A 19,915-nucleotide genomic window follows, 5' to 3' on the forward strand; every position below is an offset into this window, starting at 1 on the left:
GTTCTTTCTAAAAACGCGACTAGTGTGCCAGCAATTCCCCAAAGGCGCCGTCTTTCATTTCATAAGTCTTGCGTCCTCCAGTATAGCTTGGATATGACTTGAAGTGAATGAGCCTGCCCGAACCTTTTGTTCAAATGAAATGTCAATACCGGCGAGCAAACGGTTCGCTCTTAAGGATCGTTCTTTATTAAGTTATTCCAGGAAGCAACTCTAATAGCGAGCCTCGATTGAAATATGGAACTCCCCGCTTTTCCTCTCGTTCAATGGTTTGCTGCCGCGGAAGACCGTTTTGACATCTCGCTCAGCCACTCTGACTGCGAACCATTATCAGTTTCCGATATTCTGAGCGATGCAGAGCAAAAAGCGTTTGCTGATTTCCCACTCGGTTATGGCTCGTTCGCTGGTCTGGAGGAACTAAGACAGAGTGTCGCCGATCAATACACCTCCCTCAAACAAGACGACGTACTGATCTTTGGTGGCGCGAGTGAAGCCATCTATACATTCATGCGAACGAATTTGAATACGGGCGATGAAGTTGTGATCCAGGCTCCGATTTTCAATTCGCTGAAAGCAACCGCACAAGCCATTGGCTGCCGCATCATCGAGTGGCGTCCCACTAACGAGATCACGCATGAATTCGATGTTTCGTCTCTCATTGATCTCTGTAACGAACAGACGAAACTCATCGTTTTTAATTTTCCGCACAACCCCTCCGGGCAGATGATCTCAGAAAACGAACTCAAAGCCATCGTGGAAACAGCCCAGCGGTATGATGCCCTGATCTTCAGTGACGAACAGTTCCGCATGCTGGAGCAACCGGGTACTCCACTCCTGCCCGCTGCATGCGATCTTTATGACAAAGCCGTCTCGGTCACCGGTGTCTCGAAAACCCTGGGGCTAGGTGGCTTGCGAATCGGCTGGCTGGCGACGCGTAACCGGATTGTGCTCAAACACGCGCAAGAATATCGCTACTACACCACAGAAATGACCAACACGCCTTGCCAGATGCTGGCGACGCAAGCGATGAAACATCGCGTCGAAATTCTCTCACGTAATCGAAAGCGTATTGTGCAGAATTTAAAGCAGCTGCAGTCGTTCTGTTTACGTCACGAGAATCACCTCGAACTGCATCCGCCCCAGGCAGGCTCGATGGCCGCCGTTGAGCAAAAGACGTCTTTCCCGAGCAGGGAATTCTGCCAGCGTCTGCTCGATAAACAGCGCGTGCTGCTGGTTCCCGGCGAAGTCATGGGAATCTCAGATCGATTACTGCGAATCGGACTCGGCAGAAACGGCTTTAAACACGGGCTGAACCGGCTTGAGACATTCCTGCACTCAATATCGTCCGAAGATCTTTAAAAAAGGCAGGAACCTAACACAAAAATTACTCTCCCCTTAAATCCCAGGATCGATCTAAGGGGGCAGCGACTATCCTAAACATTGAATCGCTGCCCCCTCTTATTGTTCTATTGACCAATTGCCTCTTTGAGTAACTTTTCACCAAGCTTTGTCGGTTTTTCCTCAGTTTTCTTAACCTCTCCGGACTCCACGTCAATCCATACGATCGCTTCATGCATTTTTTCCGGGTCTGTTAAACTAAGCTTTAATAAATCTTTGTCCCATTGAAATCCTGACACCATGGGCCTCGGACCTCCGGAACTACCATAACCATTTCCAAACACGATTGAATCTTTGTTTATATCCATCAAGTTTGTCCGTCTTTTATTAGCTGTGTGCGCATCCAGATAAAAAGAGCCGCCCGTGACATCTTTCTCAAAACGATTGGTGATATTTGTGATATCGGTTAAAGTCGATTTGGAGGCATGATCCAGAATACTCTCAGTCCAAAGAATTCGATGTTGGATGACAAAAAAACCCAAAATTTTATTTTCAATCTACAGGTATCCACTCTGTTCAGGTCCCACCCAGATACTCCCAGATTCTGAATCGGAGAATGCAGTCACAGGTGTCGTAAAATTATCTGAACCATCACTGAATTCGTAAATCGCTCTTTTCGCATTGATAATAACTGCTGGCTGCTTACCGGATCGAAGTAACCTGGCTTTTGAAGCCTCCCACTTACCAACTTGCTTCTTTTTAATTTTTTCCGGGATTCCAAAGGGGCTATTTATCAGTACATTTTCCCTCTGCTCACATCCTGTGAACCATACAAACATGAGGGCACACCAGTTGAGTAAATACGAATACTTCATTTTACCATTTCTTAATAACTGATGTTAATAAGTTGAAATTGCATCTTGTTGGCAGCAAGTACTCCTCTTCTATTAAGGAATGGCCAGAAAGTGGCTAGACCAATCCTCAGGTTGTTACTTCCGGCTTACTTTTCATTAACCCGAAGATGCTCCTTCAAGAAGTTCAAACGCTTCCTCGACGCCCACGGCGTTTCAGCGGAACCATGTCCCACTCCCGTCACCAGCACATATTCGAAGTCCTTGTTGTGTTTGATGAGTTGGTGAACCACTTGCGTCGTGCTGGCAGGATCCACATTGTGATCCAATTCCCCTACAATCAGCATTAAATTCCCCTCGAGCAAATGGGCGTTTGCGGAATTGGAACTGGCGACATAACTCCCATCAACAGGCCAGCCCATCCACTGCTCGTTCCACCAGAGCTTGTCCATCCGGTTGTCATGACAGCCACAATCGGCAACAGCGACCTTATAAAAATCATGATGCCAGAGCAAAGCCGCCATCGCGTTCTGGCCTCCCGCTGAACCTCCATAGATGCCTACTCTGGAAATATCCATCTGCGGATATTTCGCTGCCGCTGCTTTGATCCAGGCAATCCGATCCAGAAACCCCGCATCGCGGAGATTCTTATAACAAACATCGTGAAACGCTTTTGATCTCCAGGCCGTTCCCATGCCATCAATCTGTACCACGATCATTCCCGCGTCAGCAATTTGATGCTGGTAACGATACTGGGGTCGAAATGCCTTAGGCACATGATGGTCATGAGGCCCGGCATAGATATTTTCCACCACCGGATACTTTTTGTTCGGGTCAAACTCAAGCGGCCAATGAATGATCCCCCAGATATCAGTCTTCCCGTCGCGTCCTTTGGCAACGAACCGTTCCGTCATACGTCGCTTGCCGAACTTTGTTGCAGTATCATCACGATGCAGTTCACAAATGAGTTCGCCCGATTGACTATCACGTAATTCGGAAACCGGAGCTAAATCGACCCGAGAATACGTATCGACGAAGAACTTATCTTCCTGTTCAAATTGAATCTGATGCGTGCCATCTCCATCTGTAAGGATCTGGAACTGACTGCCATCATAATTGACGCGGCAAAAGTGTTCGTGGTAAGGGTCTTGATTTTCGTGGACTCCGACTGCGTAAAACCAGATTTGTTTCGATTGAGGATCAATTTTTTCGATCCGTTTCACATTCCAGTCACCCGTTGTCATCTGATTTAAAAGTTGACCGGTATCGCGACGATAACGATAGAGATGGTTCCAGCCACTCCGCTCACTCGCCCAGAGGATTTCTTCGTCTCCTAATGATTTAAAGACCAGTTTGCCGGGGTTAGAATAATGAATGAAGGTCTCGCTCGATTCCTCAATGATCGGCTTGACGGCGCCGTCAACGGCGGTAACTTCTAACTCACGCAGCATTTGATGTCCGCGTTGGTTGTAATGCAACCAGAAACAATCACCCGATTCTGACCAGCCGCGAAATCGTAAAGTCCAGGGATTTTCAAACAGGCGATTCGAGATCGGAATTTCTTTCTTGCTCGGCATCGCAAAGAGTCGTAAGGTCTGTTGGGGTAATTTATCCCCTGGCTTGCGATAGGTGTAGCTCTTAACCCGTGGTTGCAATTGATCGGAAGGCGACGATTCGATGAGATGTACTTCACGTTCTGGCACACGTTTTGTCTGAAATGCCAATAGATATTTGGAATCAGGAGACCATTCAACGCGCGGGACTTCACTCTCACTGAATTGAAAGGTATTGTCCGGAGTCCCATCTGAAGTCAGCGGAATCTCGCGCTCGTCCTGGCGAATCCACAGATTATGATTCTGTACGAAGCACGTCCATTTCCCGTCAGGTGACGTGGATTTGTATCGCTTTTTTGCTCGTGGTCGGCGTGGGGTATCGTGACGAAGTTCTTTCAGCGCGCCTGGATCGATGTTCCAAGAATCATTGCCTCGGGCGATGAAACACCCCAGGTCCTCCTCCGACGTATTGCGAAGCAACCATGCGTGACCGATGTAAGTATGTTGTTCCCATTCCTGATCGACTTCGATGCTTCCGTACAATCGTTTCTCACCGGAGGGACTGACCCAGTAGACCTTGATCGGCTCACTCAGTCGATTGTGAATCACGATTGTGGTGGAAGCTCCACCTGCTTTACTGTTGCGCGCCGGTAGAAACAACCGCCGATCATGGGACAGAGGATCTTCGTTCTTTGGAGTAATCAATTCATATTCCGGTAATTTCAGGAGCCATGTGGCACCACGAATCTTTAACAGGAGCTGCTGCTGCGACTCGGTGAAACCAATCTGCTCGACTACGCTGTTTTTTGACGATACTTTCTGTTGAAGAACTTTCGACACTGCTTTAGCAAGCCGATGCTTGTCGAAGGCCGGTGTGCATTGGCGTGTTTGAACATTGACAACGAAGTAATCCTTGTCGACTCGAAACCAGCATCGATTGCCATCTTGTGCCCAATTCAGCCTAATTGGCTGTGCTGCGACTTGATGCAGGATTGAAAAGACCAGAACACAAGTAAGCAGAGCACATCGTATCATAAATTTGACTCAATCCTGGTTCCAAAGATTTATTCTTTTCTTGCCGACTTTCACGCACAGGATTAAAATTGGCATTAATGGAAAGAAAAAGGGGGACAGAGTCTCTAATATATAACCTGCTCCCCACTTGTGTCCATTGCCTGGTATCGAGAAGTACTTGATCGGTCACTTCACGTTCCATTCAGGGAACGGGCAGGAGTTGGATCGCATCCAGAATCACAAATCCATTTGTGCCTGCATTCGTGATAGTAATCGTCGTTTCTGCATCTCCCGACAGATAGACCGTATCGATGGGCCGAAAGTGCTTTCCCTGTGGCAGCGGTTTGGTCTGGTCGACAGTGAATGTGGTTTTACTGGAGCCGCAACTCACGGTCAAAGGCACATTCTTTCCACGCGTTTCATGTGCCGAATAGGCCATCAGAAGCTGGTATCGTCCCGCCTTAGGTGCCTTGAAACGAAAGGTGGCGACCGCGTTTCCGTCGCCTTTCTTTTCGTCGTGGATATAGTCCGTTCCAATGTAGGGTTTGAAATTGGTAGAGCGGACCCAGCCATCAGAAAGACTCGCTTTGGTGTTGTCCAGAACAATGCCGGGCAGCGTCTTTGCAGCAATCGACTTGACCATCGGCGGTTCGGGAGCAATGACAGGTAGCTCAAGTACCTGACCTTGTGCCTGCAGTCGCTTGCGGAGTTTGGGATAAGGCAGTTCCTGCACAGGCACGTTTTCCTGCACCGACATCGCGGCTGCAATGCCGGCACTCTGGCCGAGAATCATCCAGGTCGGCTCAACTCGAATCGACGAAATCCCGACGTGCGTGCAGGACAGCGCCACCGGAACAAGTAAGTTGGTGCATTCATCAGGGCGAGGCAGAATCGAGCGATAAGGAACGTGATACGCATAGCCCTGTTTGGGCCTGGATCTCCTGACGGGAAAAATCGTTCCTTCGTTGATGACGCCGCCCCCTTTCAGCGCGACACGCTGACAGTCATGTGAATCAATGGGAAATGAAGAGATCACAATCGGATCGTCCTTTTCCGGTTGTTCAAGAATATCCTTCTGACTGAGCACATACATGCCCCGCATCCGTCTCCCCTCGCGCACATACAGCGCCGGTGAGAAGTGCCCGTATTCAGGAAATTCGTCCTTACATAATCCCAGCCGGGCATACTTATTTCGAATAGATTCAGGCACAGCCGGGTCTGTGGTGAGGAAATGATAAAACTCCAGCGTGTACTGCTTGTGTGCTTCCCAGATTTCAGCCCGTCCTGCCGCGTCGGCTTCACTCCAGCCATTACAGGCTCCGACCAGACCGAGCGAGAATTGTCCGCCGATCGAATTGTTACCGTCAAATTTATTGCCGGGTAGCGGATAGAGATCCCAGCCGACACGGCCTCCGGCTTTCACATAGCGTCGCACCAGTTCAAAGCGGGCAGGATCGTAGTTCGCGGGCTCGGGAAAAGGCACGCGGTTAGCAGGATCTCCGGTTAGACAAAGTCGGAAGCTGTAGACCATCACGTTGGAATCACCGGCCTCTTCCGGGCCGGCATCCGTGGTGGTGATAAACGGCAGCGGCTTAAAGAAGCTGCCAAAACCATCGATGTCCATTTTTTTCTTGGGGTAACGTTTCCCTGCCAGCGACTCGCCAAATTCCGCCTTGCCTTCTCTGCCAATCGTCCAGCTGACTCCCGCCGCCGCCATCAGGTCACCTTCATAGGTCGCATCGACAAACACGTTCGCCGCGAACGTGCCATCGCTGGTGACCAGTTCCGTAATCCGCGTTCCCTGCTTCTTCACTGACTGCAGATCGCGTTTCGTGAGAACCTTGACGTTCGCTTCCCGCAACATGTTCCGAGTAACTCGCATCGCCACATGCGGCTCGTAGGTCCATTTGCTCTGATCTTTCACGCCGACACTGTAAGGCAGTTTGACGCCCCGATCCGCATAGTCTTTCTCAATGCGCCTGTGCCATTCATCGAACAGCCCCATCACAGTACTGCGAACGATTTGATTTGAATCGCTGAAGCTTAATCCCCCGGTATTCAATCCGCCAACATGATCGGTTGTCTCAAGCAGAATCACCGAAGCCTTTTCGCGCGCCGCGGCAATCGCAGCACAAAACCCACCGGGCGTGGCACCATAAACTACCACATCGGCCCGAGTCACCTCTTGCTGCTCTGGTTTCTGAGCAAAGAGGCAGGTCGGCAGTATCAGCAATAGAAAGGCAAGCGCGAGAACAAATCGTTTCTTCATCATAAATCGTCTTTAAATCGTCAGTGAATATTCTTATGAAAAGGGCACATGCACGAGGGTAAAGGAAATTCTGAATCGTTCTGGGAAGATCGTTTACCAGTGCATCACTGATTATAGGCACTTATTCACGGATTCACCAGTTGACTGAAAATGCGCACCTTTAGATCGATTCACAAAATAAGATCATAAATTCAGCCACAAAATGTGTAGGGTGAGGGCCCCATGTGTCCGCTCGCCCAGGTAGTGTTTCTTAATTTGAACTATCCATTGAAATGTTGATGAACCAGGGCGAATGCCCTTCGACTAATTAGAAGTGGTTTCATAACTTATTAAGTAAGGTGAACACGCACGCGAGTTGTGCGAATCCTAAAAACAAATGACTGTATCTTTCATACCGTACTACCAGGCGACGAAAGTTGAACAACCAACTGATGGTGCGTTCGACTTTCCAACGGCGTTGATATCGCCGCAATGCACGCCCATCCTGCGTCGCTGGTTTTACACGGTTCTTGCGATGCGGACAGATCAGCTCTATCTTCCGTTCCGCCAATTGTGTGCGCAGGGGATCGCTGTCGGCCGCACGATCATAAATCAGGCGATCAGGGTCGCGTGGCAAAATGCGCTGGTCCAGCAGGGACTCAATCAACTTCACCTCTGCCGGCGAGGCACTGGTACGATCCAGAGCGAGAGGGAGTCCGTTCCCGTCGACCAGCAGCATAAGCTTGGTTCCCTTTCCCCGTTTTGTCTTGCCGACATCGGCGCCCCTTTTTTTGCAGGGCAAAATGTGCCATCCCCGAACGCTTCCGACCAGACTACCAGCTTCCGGCGATCGAGGTGTTCGAGTAATCGCTGCCACGCTTCCAGGAACACACCGTCTTCGGTCCATTCCTTGAAACGACGCCAGCAGGTGCTGGGCGATGGTAAAAATGTTGGTAAATCTTTCCATCGGGCACCAGTCCTTAATACCCAAAGGATTCCTTCGAGGCACTCGCGGGCAGCCACTCTGGGCCGCCCTCCGGCTGCGTTTGCCGGTGGTTCTGGAAACAGATCTTTGATCAGAAGCCATTGCTCGTCCGAGAGTTGTGGTTTTGGTTCCGTCCTGGACCCGGTTATGTTGCGACCTGTGGCAGGTCGGGACACGCGGGTCATGGTCATAATGAGACCTCCTTTCTGGGGAGGTACTCTTACAAATACTATACCAAACTGTTCACGTAATTTTGGGTTTTGAAACTACCTCTAGTCATTCCGGCTGGCAAATTACTTAAAAACAAGATCAGCCGCACGGCGTAAGCCGCGGTTAATACCAATTTAGGTGAGGTTACGATCTTGAGAATCACACTCATAACCATTAAATAAACTACCAGACGAAGTTCTTTCCCAAAACCCGATTGGAATGTAACCAGAAATCAACATCAAACACCAATGCAGACCGACCTCTGAGTAGCACAACACCAGACGCCGTTTCAAACCGGAACAAATCACCAACGGCAACAAAGCTGAACATGCCGTAGCGAGTGTGAAACACTCCCCTCAAAATCAAACCCACGTCCCGTTATTAGCCCAAATGGGAATTCCGGGGTTCATACATTGGTAGAAAGCTTGGAAAGTCAGTATGGATTACTTACGATAGTAACTGCACCTTTTGTCTATGTTGCACAGACGTCCCGAAAGACTCTCGATCGGATTTAGAAATGTTCACGCTTAAAAGTCAGTTTCTCATTCACACGTGTTTTCTCGTCCTGTGTACCCTCGTCATTCCAGGCGGGATTCAAGATCTGAAGGCGTTTCTCCCTGCAGAAAACCTCGACTTCTCTGAGAAATACAGACAGTTGTTACAGGAAGCGCAATCAGCAACTTCCAAAGAAGATCTGAAAAAAGTGGCGTTTTACGCGATCGAAGCCAGTCAGGCTGCAATTAAATCAGGCGATTATTCTACAGCAGTGAAGATTGCAACTCTCGCTGTCAAACTTGGGAAGTCTTCAGGAAACAACCACGCCTACACCCTGGCGAACAGTGTAAGACAACGCAGCGTGATGCTGGTTCGCGAATATCGCGACGTCGCAAGGTCTCATCAAATACTGAACGCGAATCCGAACGACGCAGAATCGGCTTTTCTATATGGAAAGTTTGTCGCCTTAAAGTTGAACAACTGGAAACAGGGACTTGCCTGGTTCGCCAGGGGGGATGATGCTGCATTTCGAACCCTGGCCAAACAGGAACTTGCGAACTCAAAAAATCAAGGCGCGCTGCTGGCGGTTGCCAATGGCTGGTTTCAATTAGCCAGTAAAGAGAAAGGTTCGACAAAACAGGAGTTGGAACGACACGCGTATGACATATATAGCCGAGCGTGGCGAAATTCATTCGGAGCAGATCGGACGGCGCTCAACGCCAAGCTAAGCGAGCTGCCCCTGAGGTATCTGAATCACATGCAGGAACAGGATGTCATTCACGGTGGATGGCCTTTCGGAAAGAATGGTGATCCTGGAAATGGCGAAATATTTACCGTCGATCAGATTGAGTTTCCCAATGGACTCGGATTAGTCCCACCAAGTAAAGGTTTCGCACGCGTGCGTTACCAACTGGACGGTCAATACAAAATTTTTGTGACCGGCGTGGCCCTCATAGACGATACCTATGAATTTCCCAATACAGTGACATTTACGGTGATGGGAGATGGCAGGATTCTCTGGAGATCTCCTCCCTTTCGAGATCAAGGGGACGTGCTATTCTGTAAGGTTTCTGTCAAGAACGTTCAAAGACTGGAAATTCGAACCGAAACGCCAGGGATTAATCGGGGAGCCCATGCCGTCTGGCTTGATCCACATGTTTTGAAATAGTTCAGTTCCAGTGGACCTCTACTTTATTATTACTTCCGAATCCCCCCCTCAAACGCTTGCCCCCATTAACGGGGTTTGCCCCTTTAACACTTTTCCTTGTCATTTTTTATGACAGTCACTGCCCTTTTTTATGCCATGTTATTTTTGACAAAACAAATAATATGTGTGTGATGATTCTTTTAATACAAGAACTCAAAGTTACGGGCTATACCGTTTCCAAAGTCAAAAAGAATATCTTCCACTTCATCGGCGGATAAGCAAGTACCTGTTCTTGGTGTATCGACAATCGTATCGTTGTGTGCCCTGCCATCGTACCATGGATCATAATTGGAATACCCTGGTCGAGGAGTGAGCATCTTCCCGTTCTTCCCTGTCAACCTGTCGTCAGCACCATACAATTCGTGACGTTTCTTTGATTCTGCAACCTCCAACATCGCACCTAAGCCATTGAGCGTCACGTCATATTTATAACAAACTTCTGGTTTTATTGAGATGATACAACGTGATCTTCCATCTGATTGTGTGTCGTATGTACAAAGTACAACAAAACCATCAAATTCCGATGCTCTGTTTAAGTCGCTTCTCGCCCAGATTTTGAAATATCGGCTTGGTTCAGGATTATTGCTTGTCACGTTTCGAATCAGCAATGTGTCAACAGATTTTCGACCGCCATATCGCAATGGCAATTTCAGCATTCCCTGACGAGCATGGCACTCCTTTCGAGACAAGCTTTTTTCGTAACGGAGATGGTCTTTTCTGACGAAGGCCCGATCTTCATCATCATACATCCCTGGACAGTTAAATGCATCAATTTCTAACAATGAACGGTCTGAATTGGCAAGGTTGGCAAGTACAAAGTCAAATAATTTGCTACTCGAAGATATTGCAGCAAGTCGTGCGGTATCTGGGTCATTCTTATGCTCGTGACGCAAACGCCCGGTCATTCGGTAGAAAGCGGAATATAAAGAGTATTTGTCCTTGTGCGTCATCGTCAAGAATCCTTGATCTACACGATCTACAAATGAGATGAACGATTCTATAACTCGTTTTGATTCGTGAAATCTGCCAGTCGTGAGGTAGTTTTTCGTGAGATAGAGCGCAGCCAAACAATCCAAATCTGTGTTTGATTGGAGAACAATTGTAAATGGGTCAGTAGAGTTGCGTCCAGGACGGACTGCATTCTGAATAAACTCAGGATGGTCATACACTAATCGAGTAGATGAATTTGCATCACCTGATTTCTGGTGGTGATCGATAACCCCATCACCAAGACGATTTCCTACATCCAGCCACAACTCATCGGAATGGCGGTAGAAAGAAGCCGCAGTTGTCCCCATCTCAACAAATCTATACCTGAAGCATTGCAGAGGAACGATAAAAACGTTGTCGCCTGGATCGGAGTTTGTTGGGAGAATTTCATCGAAAAGGCAAATACGATCAGAAGACGGAATCCAAGAGATCTCTTCAAGCAGGAGGCGTACCTGTTTTGCTGTTTTATCAGGCAAACCTAAGCGTTCAGGGTAGCAGTTTGCATTTTGACAAATCGTAACAACTGTGTTTGCAGCGATTCTCTGGATGCCAGATTTCTTAATCTGAGCATGCCATCGATTAAACGTTTTGGAATTAATCCCTAGAGTTTCAGCCAATTGTCGTTGAGACATTGACAAGGCTTCTCTGAGGTCTTCCAAGACTTCAAGAAATGGTGACTGTATCTCCACGTATCCAGGCATCCATAATCCTCTGGTTAATTTCTCTATAGTGTGGTTGTTCTGTCGACAATAATACAAAGAAACCCAAGCAAATGAATAGTACCATAACCATCAATACACTACAAACTCAGGCTTGACTTTGAGAGTTCTGAAAAGCTTCGTTTCAATGCGATAAGTCATTGAAATGCTGGTGCTATGCCCCTGCGCATTTATAGATCATCGAAAGTAAACAATTTCGGATTTAGCGACAGGATCGTAGCTGTAGCTCTCATTACGCGCTACTGTGATCTTGATGTTTGTTGTAGCCAGGATAAATCTTCAATTTGTTAGTCAGGAATATGCTTTACCTATGCATATCTGGTAAAGGAGTTCAATTCCATCCACTTAGGAACTAGTAATACTTTGCTTGAGACGAAGTCATAATTTCAAATAAACCAAGTGTCTGCCTCAGATTGTTCAATCCTGGACAAAATCTCTTTTGTGTCTCATATGGACGCCTTGACTTACTGCTGTCTCGCTCTTTTGAAATAAAGAGTCTCATATATGTCACTTCTAACTTTGTCTTCAGGAATGCGTTCTAAGCCCTGAATTATAGTGTTTTCCCGCGCGTACACTTCTGGTGTTGCTCGTATAGGTTTCAATCCAATTGTGTCAGAATCGAAGTATGCGGAGGGGATTTGACAATGTCTAAGATCAAAGATTACGTGGAACAATCAAACAACAAGAACCAATGGGATGAGTATGATAGCAAATTAGATTCGGACATGATTTATGAAGGTTGTCCAAACTATGGACAAAACACTTCAGTCCAGAATGTAGAAAACAACAGTTCAAAGGGGGCAGCCCCCGATTCCGTCAACGATAATGACAGACGCCATTGATTCATTCCTGAGAGGGCTGCTTTCTTAAGTGATCCTCGAATGACAGCAGGACTACTTGGCTGCCGCTTGATCAATGATTCTTATCGCTAGCGGTCTGTCGCATCAGTTGAGAAACTTTCACGTTGTCATTGATTTCTGCATTCTCTGAGATCACGCCGAGAAATGGGTAATCGATCTTCCCGCCGACGAGAGGAAACACGGTTGTCGGGTGACGCTCTCTAAAGCGTTCTAACCCTGAGTCTGTCACTCGAGTCCATCTGGTATCCAAGATCTCAATGTCCGCGTTCGTATTTTTGGCAAATTCGAGCAGGCCCTTGTCAGTCAAATTTGATCGTGCCAAATTCAAATGCTCGATTCGAACCAAACCTTTCAGACTCGGCAGTAACGTATTCACATCTCTCTGGTGGGAGGCATCGTTTTTTGAAACCGGGAGGAGAGCCGGGGAATCGACTCCCACATTTCTTGCGTCATATTCTTCAATTTTTTCAATTCGATCTTGTTGAAATCCCATGAAGAAGTGCCATCCCAGACTCCTTTTTTTCTTGCCAATACTCGTCCCGGACAAAACACACCCTTCAGCCGCAAATGGTTTTGCAATTGGAAACACAGGATCAGCACCAGCCAATTGCCGTTGATTGTTAATAATCACCCTGATCCCCGGGTTCTTTTGTTGCAGTTTTTCTACCGCCTCAATCCTGATTCCCAAGTTGTTTTTTGAAGAACGCAATCGTCCGTTTCCAGGCCAGCTTTGCCGAGTCTTCGTCGTATCGGGGAGTGGTATCGTTGTGGAAGCCGTGATTGGCGTCTTCGTACACGAACGCCTCGAAAGGAATCTTGTTCTTCTTCAAAGCCTGTTCCAACTGCGGCGCGCCGGCCATGATGCGTCGGTCGAGCGAGGCGTTGTGAATCTGTAGCGGTGCTTTAATCTTCGACACCTCAGCTGCGTCCGGCTGGCGACCGTAATACGGCACCCCGGCATCGACCACATCAGGAATCCGCAGTGCGAGTTCATACACCATGCCACCCCCAAAACAAAATCCGACCACACCGACTTTGCCCGTCGATCGTTTGTTCGTTTCGAGCCATTTCGCCCCGGCGACAAAATCCTGCGTCATTTTCTCCTTATCACGCTTCCGCTGCATCACGCGGCCTTCATCATCATTCCCGGGATAACCCCCTAAAGGCGTTAACGCGTCAGGTGCCAGAGCCAGAAATCCTTCCGTAGCCAAGCGGCGGGCGACATCTTCGATATAAGGATTCAGTCCCCGGTTTTCATGAATTACCAGGACGGCGGGAAACTTAGTTCCTTTGGAAGGATACGCCAGCAGTCCCTGCATCTTGCCGGCCCCTTTGGGGGAATCGTAAGTCACGCGTTCCGTCTTGATCCGGGGATCGCTGGCCTTAACCTGTTCCGCCCAGGCATAGTTCGGCGACAGGCTGGCCAGTAATGATTCCACTGTCATGCCTCCGACAGCGAATGCACCGAGTTGTTTGATATAGTCTCGCCGATTCAGGCGACCGTGTGCGTAGTCGTCATACAAATCCAGAACTTCCTGATCAAATTGTGAAGCACGTTTCCGATCCATTTTTCTGTCTCTCTCGATCTTAAAAGAACACTTGGGATGAATGACATTCTGATCTTGTCAGTTCGACACTAACCTGAAACCACCTTTGAATCACTACTGATTCAAAGCGGCTTGACTTAAACCTGACGAAGCAATCGTGTTCATGATAAAGATTAAAACTTCAAGTTGAAATGTTTTTTCGCAAATAAGCGTTTTTGGTGAGCACAAAGAAAAGAGGGAGCACTTTCGGTCGCTTCGCGCCTGGCACTTTCATAATGACCTAATCAGTTTCCAGTATTTTGTGACACGAGTACCACTAATCCAGGTTAACAGGATCGATGTGGCTGGTGATATCGATGAAGTTTCTTCCCAGAAGGCGATCAGAAAAGAGCCCGGTTATCCCAATCATTCATGCTCTGCTGCTGATCCTGCTGTTGGATCTTTAGCCATCCGGAACGTTATGCCCTTCGTTTATTCAGAACGAAATAGCCAATGATCAGAAGAATGAGTATTCCATTTAAAATCAACAGCCATCGCATTCCCGACCCATTCTTGAAGTACAATCCACCTGTATTTTTCAGTGCATCGACTTTAGGAACAACCTTGCCATCCAGCCATGCGTATTGTAAGTGTTGCGCATCCTGCATTGAAACTCCCAGACCGTTCGGTACTTTAGCCTGAAATTCAAAATCGTTGTCAGAAAAATCATCCAGGTGAATATCTGACAGAGTCACTTCAGCGATCAAAGTAGACGAGGGAATATTAATACTATCTTCCCCTTCGTCAGAATTATCTTTGGTCATGATAACAATCGCTCCATCAACGATTCGAATCCCCTGAGGGAGCTTATGCTGCTGATCAAAAGTTTCAACTTTGCATTCATATTTCACAGGCAACCAGAGTCCGGCTTGCTCGGTAGACTGCTCCACGGTGTACACCATTGATTTCAAAGTTTTGTTTTCCCCGGGTTTCGTTCGCGTAAAAGAAATCTGTTCCGGCATGCCTCCTTTCGATGACGTCGCAAGACGAATATTTAAGCGGTACGCTTCCGTCTTACATGTCAACTCAGTCACGCCGTGAGACTGCTTTACTTCAGTCTGATCGAGAAGTAAATCCGGAATTGACAGGTATTGATTTCCATCCTGCAGATAGCCAAACACAGGCGCCAGATACCCCCAGCCAACAGATTCTTTCCACAGAGATTTCGAAGGTTCAAGATAGCCGATGAATGACTCGGCTGTATTAGTGTCTCGTTTCACTCCAATAGAATAATAGAGATCAGTCCCCAGCACGGTTTCAGAGAAAACGGAAGCCGGTTTTAGCTGATCCGGTTTTTGTGCATCTCCGTTCATCTTTGTGACGACGTTCCAGACCCGCTTCTGATCAAAATCGATTTTCCATTTCTGCGAGATCACATTGGTAAACACATCTCCGTCATCAGCAACTCGATCCCGATTCTGGTTGGTAAAAGAAATCTGATGAATCTGATCTAAATAGTTTTGATAGAGACGCCGAGCGGTCGAAGTTGTACTATCACCCTCTGCGGAATACGACATTGTGGTTACGCAAAACAGAATTAAAAATACAAGTACTTTTACTTGCGTTTCTGTATATTTCATCTATATCCCCATACAACAAAGGTCAGCTTGCGAGAAGAAAAATATAATTCCAGACAGAGGACTGTCAGAGAGTCATCGTCATAAAAAGCTCACAAAAATTATGGTTTCACCACGGCTGACCAGAAAAATAATGCACGAATCCCGATAAAACGTGGAATTGTATATGATCCAGAAATGATGCCCTGAAAAGATACACTTAAAAAACACGACTCGTCCTTATCAAAGTGAATAAGGAGAATCGTGCTTTTATTTGTGTAACCTCAAACAAATTGATGTACTCAAAACATCATACAACAATGATTAACCGCCTCCGCCACAACCATTTTTAGTCAACTTGGTCGTGTTTAAAGTTGCGGGACATTGTGCATCACCAGTACAATTTCCTGATGAGATTAAGCCCCCCGCTGGCTGGTGACTTCCATTATTCCCACCGATGTGCACCGCTGAAAAAAAGTTTCCCCCAGTACAATGGGAAGGAACGCCAAGGTTGCAAGGCGTACTCTGGTAACCGCTATAGCTACACGCGGCACCTTTAACAGACCTGGCCGACACCTGCTCTGCCGAGTCTACTCGTGGCCCCTGGAACAGGGCAATTGTCAGTGCAACAACAGCACCAACACCAAATAAATTTCGTTTCATGGGAATTCAGTCCTTTTTAATCAAAACTGAGAATCGTCCGTAAAATACCAACATGATATTTTATTCTAAAAAGAAGAGTCACTGATTTATCTCACTTTAGATTTTCCACAACCTCTCTCGCTCTGATTCGACAATCAAAAAGACAGAGGACAGAGCACCTTCAAAAGAACCCGTTTTTACTGATTCTCTCCTGGTGAAATAAACTATTAACCTCCACCACCACAACCTTCTGTCGAAAGTCGATCTGTACTTAAGGCCGCGGGGCATTGTGCATTACCGGTGCAGTTTCCGTCTGCATGAACTCCATCCACTACTTTGTGACTCCCCGCGGTCCCCTTGGCGGATGAAACAGCGGATTCAGACTGCCCTGCGGTACAAGCCGGAACAATATCGCAATCTATATTTGTGTATCCATCATGATCACAAGCAGCCGCTCCTTTGGCAGACATCGCCAACACCTGTTCTGCCGAATCGACCTGCGGCCCCTGAAACAGGCCAATCGTCATCATGATCATCGCACCTATGCCAACTAATAATTTTTTCATGAAAATACAGTCCTTTAAAAAGTGACAACTTAAAATATTCTTCCTTGAAACCTTTATGTGATCTTTCTATTTAAAAAGAGTTCACACGTTTCTCTGTTTCAATTAGTCAATGATTAGCCTGGAACTGTGCTGTTCTTCCCATCCACCAATACACGAGCATCCAAGACATCGATAACAAAAGTAGCCCACCGACCAGTGAAATTGTGGAAAGATCAATTGCCGTACTCTGGCGCGGCCCAAAGCAGCCACACGAAATATCTAACCCTCTGATCTTCACCGAAATTTGAACGAGGGTGAATACCATGAGCATCAGCAGAGTAATCACATGCGCAGCGAAATGAAAAAAACGAAAGATAAGACAAGCCGCTAAAACCAACTGCAGGAAGGGAAGTACCATCGCAGTAAATTGTGCCATCACTGGGGGAATCAATTCGTATCGATAGACGGAACCAAGAAAATAATAAGGGTTTCCCAGATGTGGCAATCCACTGAGAATCAAGAACCCTCCCAGCACCCAGGAAACCACGCTGTCAAATAACAGGAACCGCTCATCGGGTTCGATAAGGTGCATCTCGTCAGTCAAGTTCATCGTGGCATCAGACATCATTGCGAACTTTCCTCATTCTTGTGCTATTCTGCTACCTTCAGGAATGTGGTTTTGACTCCACTCGCGATAACCGCCGCGAAACACAGCAACATTTTTGAAATCATTGAATTCTAGAAATTGAGCAATCTCATCGGCAAAACCGCATCCGGAACTTTGACAATACACGATAATGCGTTTTGTCCTGGGAACGCCTGCTAAAACCTGCTGACGATCATGCAATGCGGAATTGATCGGAATACTCTTCGCGTTTGGTAAAGTACCCCGTTGAAAATCGATTGCATAACGTGCATCCAACACCAATGGTTCCCCTTCCAAAATTTCCTTCTCGGTCTCTGCAAGGGTTAATTTGGGGATCTTCGAAGAATGATAGCGAATTGTCACTTCCGCCAAAGCAGTCGAATTGTTTAAAAAGCCAATTTCAGATGCGGCGTGGTACCCCAGGCTTAGAAGTAAGGAAAATCCGAAGATAATGCCCATTTGCCAAAGGAGGCTTACTTTTTTCGAATTGATTTTCAACCTGACAATCGAAAAAGAATTGCTGAAGCATCTCGCTAAGAAATAGACAGCAAAGGTGAGTAAGCCTAATCCCAAAAAGATTTCGACTCGCGATTCATATAAAAAGCCATGTGTCAGCTTTTCTTTTGAAATGGCAATTGCGGTTCCATCCCACTTTGAAAGCAGTTCAGCGATTGACATCGTTTGTAATGGAAGTGGCGCATCGACAATGCGAACACGATCTCCTTCAAATCCAAGGAAAGCAATCCAGTGATTAAAATTCTTGTCTGCCCGATTTCCCTGCACATGCAGAATCATTGGAGTTTGAATTCGCCTGAGATCTCGGTGCGTCAAATGGGACAAACTTTCTGCGTGCGCACCAAAATCTCTGGTTGCATCAATGAGTTCTTTCGCACTACTGCCTTCAAATGAGCCGATATATCTGGTCTTGATGTAGTCTGCCGGATTCGTCTCGATTCCCAAAGCAGTCAGACACGCGTAAAGACTGTTGACACCGCAATAAGGACCTCGAATCCGATTGTCAGTCAACGCCGGCAATTGATCCTCTGCCTGCTGTTCGTTCTGCAAGGGTAAACGTTGAGCGGTTTGATGATTGTCACCATTGACTGGTTGAAACTCATCTGCATAGGTCGAGGGACAGGTACTCCCCACCTCTAGAATAAAGCAGAATACGAGAAAGAGATTCGTACTCTGAAACGAAAAAATGAAAGTGTTCCCTGGCATCATCCTAAGTGCTTCCTAAACCCTCACCACCTACACAAAAAGCAATACAACTAAACTTAAAAACACTACAATAATCACTTACATTGATACATAAATCCATTTACACTGCGATTAATCAGGTCACTATTATCTATTGAAACAAATAAAATCCCCTATAAAACCGAAAATAGCCCGGAACGATACATAAGTACCTTTGTACGTACACATATAGACCAAATTCGTTCACAATATCAAGTAAATATTATGGTATTGGACAGATTTCGGTGAAATCACCCCATCTCCAGAACCAAGAGGTAACAACCTGAATCTCAATGCCACCTCGCACTGTATATGTTTAACTTTGCCTCGTTAATTTGACGCGCCACACAATCAGTCGATCCCTCAAGATCTCTGTTTACTTGAGAGGCAATCAGCGGCTATCGCTATTTCTGCGAATGAATTGACAGCCCTTCTCTGTTCATTTACTTTTTAATACATTAAAGAAAGATGCTATCTTCTTTCTTTGCAGCCCTGACTTGAGGACGCTCCGATGCGAATTCTGCTGATTGCCTTGATGACTGTCATTTCTTTAAACGTCTCCCCTCTGCTGGCACAGGAAGCGGCTACCCCCGCTTCTCCCGCGAAAAGTGTGAAGCCGGGAATCAACAAGAAATTCCTTGATCCTGAACTCGATGTGGATGAATGGATTAAGCGGTTCGAAGTGGAAAGTCGCGAAGTCTTTCGCGGTCGACATCAGGTCGTGAAACAGCTGAAACTCTCTCCCGGCGATCGGATCGCCGATATCGGCGCAGGAACAGGGCTGTTCCTTGAGCCGTTTTCGATGGCAGTCGGCAAAAAAGGCTGGGTGTATTCGCTCGATATCGTTCCCAAATTTGTGGAACGCTACGAGAAAATGGCAGACATCCTTAATTTGGACAACGTCACGCCGGTTCTCTGCGGGCAGAACGATATTCGCCTGCCTCCCGGCTCTCTTGATGCCGCCTTCATCTGTGATGTCTATCACCATTTCGAATACCCGGCTGACTCGCTTGCTTCGATTCACAAAGCAATGGTACCGGGAGGCCAGTTGGTCCTGATTGATTTCGAACGCATCCCCGGTAAGTCCCGCGAATGGACCCTCGGGCATGTTCGCGCCGGCAAAGAAGTCTTTCGCAAAGAAGTGGAAGACGCCGGCTTCGAATTTGTAGAAGAAGTCAAAATCCCCGCCTTCCAGGAAAATTACTTTCTGCGGTTTAAGCGGAAGTAATTGAAA

General features: G+C 47.1%; 15 protein-coding genes. 3 read left to right on the forward strand and 12 right to left on the reverse strand.

All coding sequences use genetic code 11. From position 1 onward, the window contains the following. The first annotated feature begins 234 nt into the window (after positions 1-234). Positions 235-1,356 carry an aminotransferase class I/II-fold pyridoxal phosphate-dependent enzyme gene (locus tag Enr17x_RS17285; RefSeq protein ID WP_145310853.1) on the forward strand — a complete coding sequence of 374 codons (1,122 nt, stop codon included), beginning with the start codon at positions 235-237 and terminating at the stop codon, positions 1,354-1,356. A 107-nt stretch (positions 1,357-1,463) separates the two neighbouring features. Here Enr17x_RS17285 and Enr17x_RS17290 read toward each other — a convergent pair whose 3' ends face one another. The 4 genes from Enr17x_RS17290 to Enr17x_RS17305 form a co-directional block, all read right to left on the reverse strand. After that, positions 1,464-1,877: a hypothetical protein gene (locus Enr17x_RS17290; protein WP_145310855.1), complete on the reverse strand. Its 414-nt coding sequence runs from the start codon at positions 1,875-1,877 to the stop codon at positions 1,464-1,466. Positions 1,878-2,335: 458 nt separating this feature from the next. Continuing rightward, entirely contained in the window at positions 2,336-4,774 is a 2,439-nt protein-coding gene (locus Enr17x_RS17295; protein WP_145310857.1) for a DPP IV N-terminal domain-containing protein, read from the reverse strand. A 181-nt stretch (positions 4,775-4,955) separates the two neighbouring features. Continuing rightward, complete coding sequence (locus Enr17x_RS17300) at positions 4,956-7,022, reverse strand: FAD-dependent oxidoreductase (RefSeq protein WP_145314053.1); 2,067 nt, start codon at positions 7,020-7,022, stop codon at positions 4,956-4,958. A gap of 319 nt (positions 7,023-7,341) precedes the next feature. Further along, a protein-coding gene (locus Enr17x_RS17305; protein ID WP_390622553.1) for an IS5 family transposase occupies positions 7,342-8,171 on the reverse strand; the annotation gives its coding sequence in 2 pieces (ribosomal slippage) (positions 7,342-7,781 and positions 7,781-8,171; 831 coding nt in all). Between the two features lie 542 nt (positions 8,172-8,713). On the opposite strand from Enr17x_RS17305, the gene Enr17x_RS17310 reads away from it, so the two are divergent. After that, positions 8,714-9,859: an NPCBM/NEW2 domain-containing protein gene (locus Enr17x_RS17310; protein WP_145310859.1), complete on the forward strand. Its 1,146-nt coding sequence runs from the start codon at positions 8,714-8,716 to the stop codon at positions 9,857-9,859. Positions 9,860-10,038: 179 nt separating this feature from the next. On the opposite strand, the gene Enr17x_RS17315 is transcribed toward Enr17x_RS17310, so the two are convergent. The 8 genes from Enr17x_RS17315 to Enr17x_RS17350 all read right to left on the reverse strand — a co-directional run bounded on the left by Enr17x_RS17315 (position 10,039) and on the right by Enr17x_RS17350 (position 18,666). Next, positions 10,039-11,520, reverse strand: a complete 1,482-nt coding sequence (locus Enr17x_RS17315) for a hypothetical protein (protein ID WP_145310861.1) — start codon at positions 11,518-11,520, stop codon at positions 10,039-10,041. 999 nt (positions 11,521-12,519) lie between these two features. Next, positions 12,520-12,960 (reverse strand): hypothetical protein, encoded by a 441-nt coding sequence (locus Enr17x_RS17320; protein ID WP_145310863.1) that lies wholly within the window; start codon positions 12,958-12,960, stop codon positions 12,520-12,522. A 178-nt stretch (positions 12,961-13,138) separates the two neighbouring features. Further along, on the reverse strand, positions 13,139-14,035 hold the full coding sequence (locus Enr17x_RS17325) for a dienelactone hydrolase family protein (protein ID WP_145310865.1): 897 nt from the start codon (positions 14,033-14,035) through the stop codon (positions 13,139-13,141). 437 nt (positions 14,036-14,472) lie between these two features. After that, positions 14,473-15,633: a hypothetical protein gene (locus tag Enr17x_RS17330; RefSeq protein WP_145310867.1), complete on the reverse strand. Its 1,161-nt coding sequence runs from the start codon at positions 15,631-15,633 to the stop codon at positions 14,473-14,475. Positions 15,634-15,933: 300 nt separating this feature from the next. Further along, positions 15,934-16,272 (reverse strand): hypothetical protein, encoded by a 339-nt coding sequence (locus Enr17x_RS17335; protein ID WP_145310868.1) that lies wholly within the window; start codon positions 16,270-16,272, stop codon positions 15,934-15,936. A gap of 206 nt (positions 16,273-16,478) precedes the next feature. Further along, positions 16,479-16,817, reverse strand: coding sequence for a hypothetical protein (locus Enr17x_RS17340; protein ID WP_145310870.1), 339 nt, complete (start codon positions 16,815-16,817; stop codon positions 16,479-16,481). 106 nt (positions 16,818-16,923) lie between these two features. Next, on the reverse strand, positions 16,924-17,424 hold the full coding sequence (locus tag Enr17x_RS17345; protein WP_145310871.1) for a MauE/DoxX family redox-associated membrane protein: 501 nt from the start codon (positions 17,422-17,424) through the stop codon (positions 16,924-16,926). Between the two features lie 12 nt (positions 17,425-17,436). After that, positions 17,437-18,666 carry a rhodanese-like domain-containing protein gene (locus tag Enr17x_RS17350; RefSeq protein ID WP_145310874.1) on the reverse strand — a complete coding sequence of 410 codons (1,230 nt, stop codon included), beginning with the start codon at positions 18,664-18,666 and terminating at the stop codon, positions 17,437-17,439. Positions 18,667-19,192: 526 nt separating this feature from the next. On the opposite strand from Enr17x_RS17350, the gene Enr17x_RS17355 reads away from it, so the two are divergent. Next, on the forward strand, positions 19,193-19,909 hold the full coding sequence (locus Enr17x_RS17355; protein WP_145310876.1) for a class I SAM-dependent methyltransferase: 717 nt from the start codon (positions 19,193-19,195) through the stop codon (positions 19,907-19,909). Positions 19,910-19,915: the final 6 nt, after the last annotated feature.

The organism is Gimesia fumaroli (assembly GCF_007754425.1).
In the GTDB taxonomy this organism is placed as follows: Bacteria; Planctomycetota; Planctomycetia; order Planctomycetales; family Planctomycetaceae; genus Gimesia; species Gimesia fumaroli.

Excerpts from the sequence above, each read along its gene's own strand:
- Enr17x_RS17340 (WP_145310870.1), bottom strand. The coding sequence starts at position 16,817 with ATGAAAAAATTATTAGTTGGCATAGGTGCGATGATCATGATGACGATT.
- Enr17x_RS17300 (WP_145314053.1), bottom strand. The coding sequence starts at position 7,022 with ATGAAGAAACGATTTGTTCTCGCGCTTGCCTTTCTATTGCTGATACTG.
- Enr17x_RS17325 (WP_145310865.1), bottom strand. The coding sequence starts at position 14,035 with ATGGATCGGAAACGTGCTTCACAATTTGATCAGGAAGTTCTGGATTTG.
- Enr17x_RS17285 (WP_145310853.1), top strand. The coding sequence starts at position 235 with ATGGAACTCCCCGCTTTTCCTCTCGTTCAATGGTTTGCTGCCGCGGAA.
- Enr17x_RS17310 (WP_145310859.1), top strand. The coding sequence starts at position 8,714 with ATGTTCACGCTTAAAAGTCAGTTTCTCATTCACACGTGTTTTCTCGTC.
- Enr17x_RS17355 (WP_145310876.1), top strand. The coding sequence starts at position 19,193 with ATGCGAATTCTGCTGATTGCCTTGATGACTGTCATTTCTTTAAACGTC.
- Enr17x_RS17295 (WP_145310857.1), bottom strand. The coding sequence starts at position 4,774 with ATGATACGATGTGCTCTGCTTACTTGTGTTCTGGTCTTTTCAATCCTG.
- Enr17x_RS17320 (WP_145310863.1), bottom strand. The coding sequence starts at position 12,960 with ATGGGATTTCAACAAGATCGAATTGAAAAAATTGAAGAATATGACGCA.
- Enr17x_RS17335 (WP_145310868.1), bottom strand. The coding sequence starts at position 16,272 with ATGAAACGAAATTTATTTGGTGTTGGTGCTGTTGTTGCACTGACAATT.
- Enr17x_RS17315 (WP_145310861.1), bottom strand. The coding sequence starts at position 11,520 with ATGTCTCAACGACAATTGGCTGAAACTCTAGGGATTAATTCCAAAACG.
- Enr17x_RS17345 (WP_145310871.1), bottom strand. The coding sequence starts at position 17,424 with ATGATGTCTGATGCCACGATGAACTTGACTGACGAGATGCACCTTATC.
- Enr17x_RS17330 (WP_145310867.1), bottom strand. The coding sequence starts at position 15,633 with ATGAAATATACAGAAACGCAAGTAAAAGTACTTGTATTTTTAATTCTG.
- Enr17x_RS17350 (WP_145310874.1), bottom strand. The coding sequence starts at position 18,666 with ATGATGCCAGGGAACACTTTCATTTTTTCGTTTCAGAGTACGAATCTC.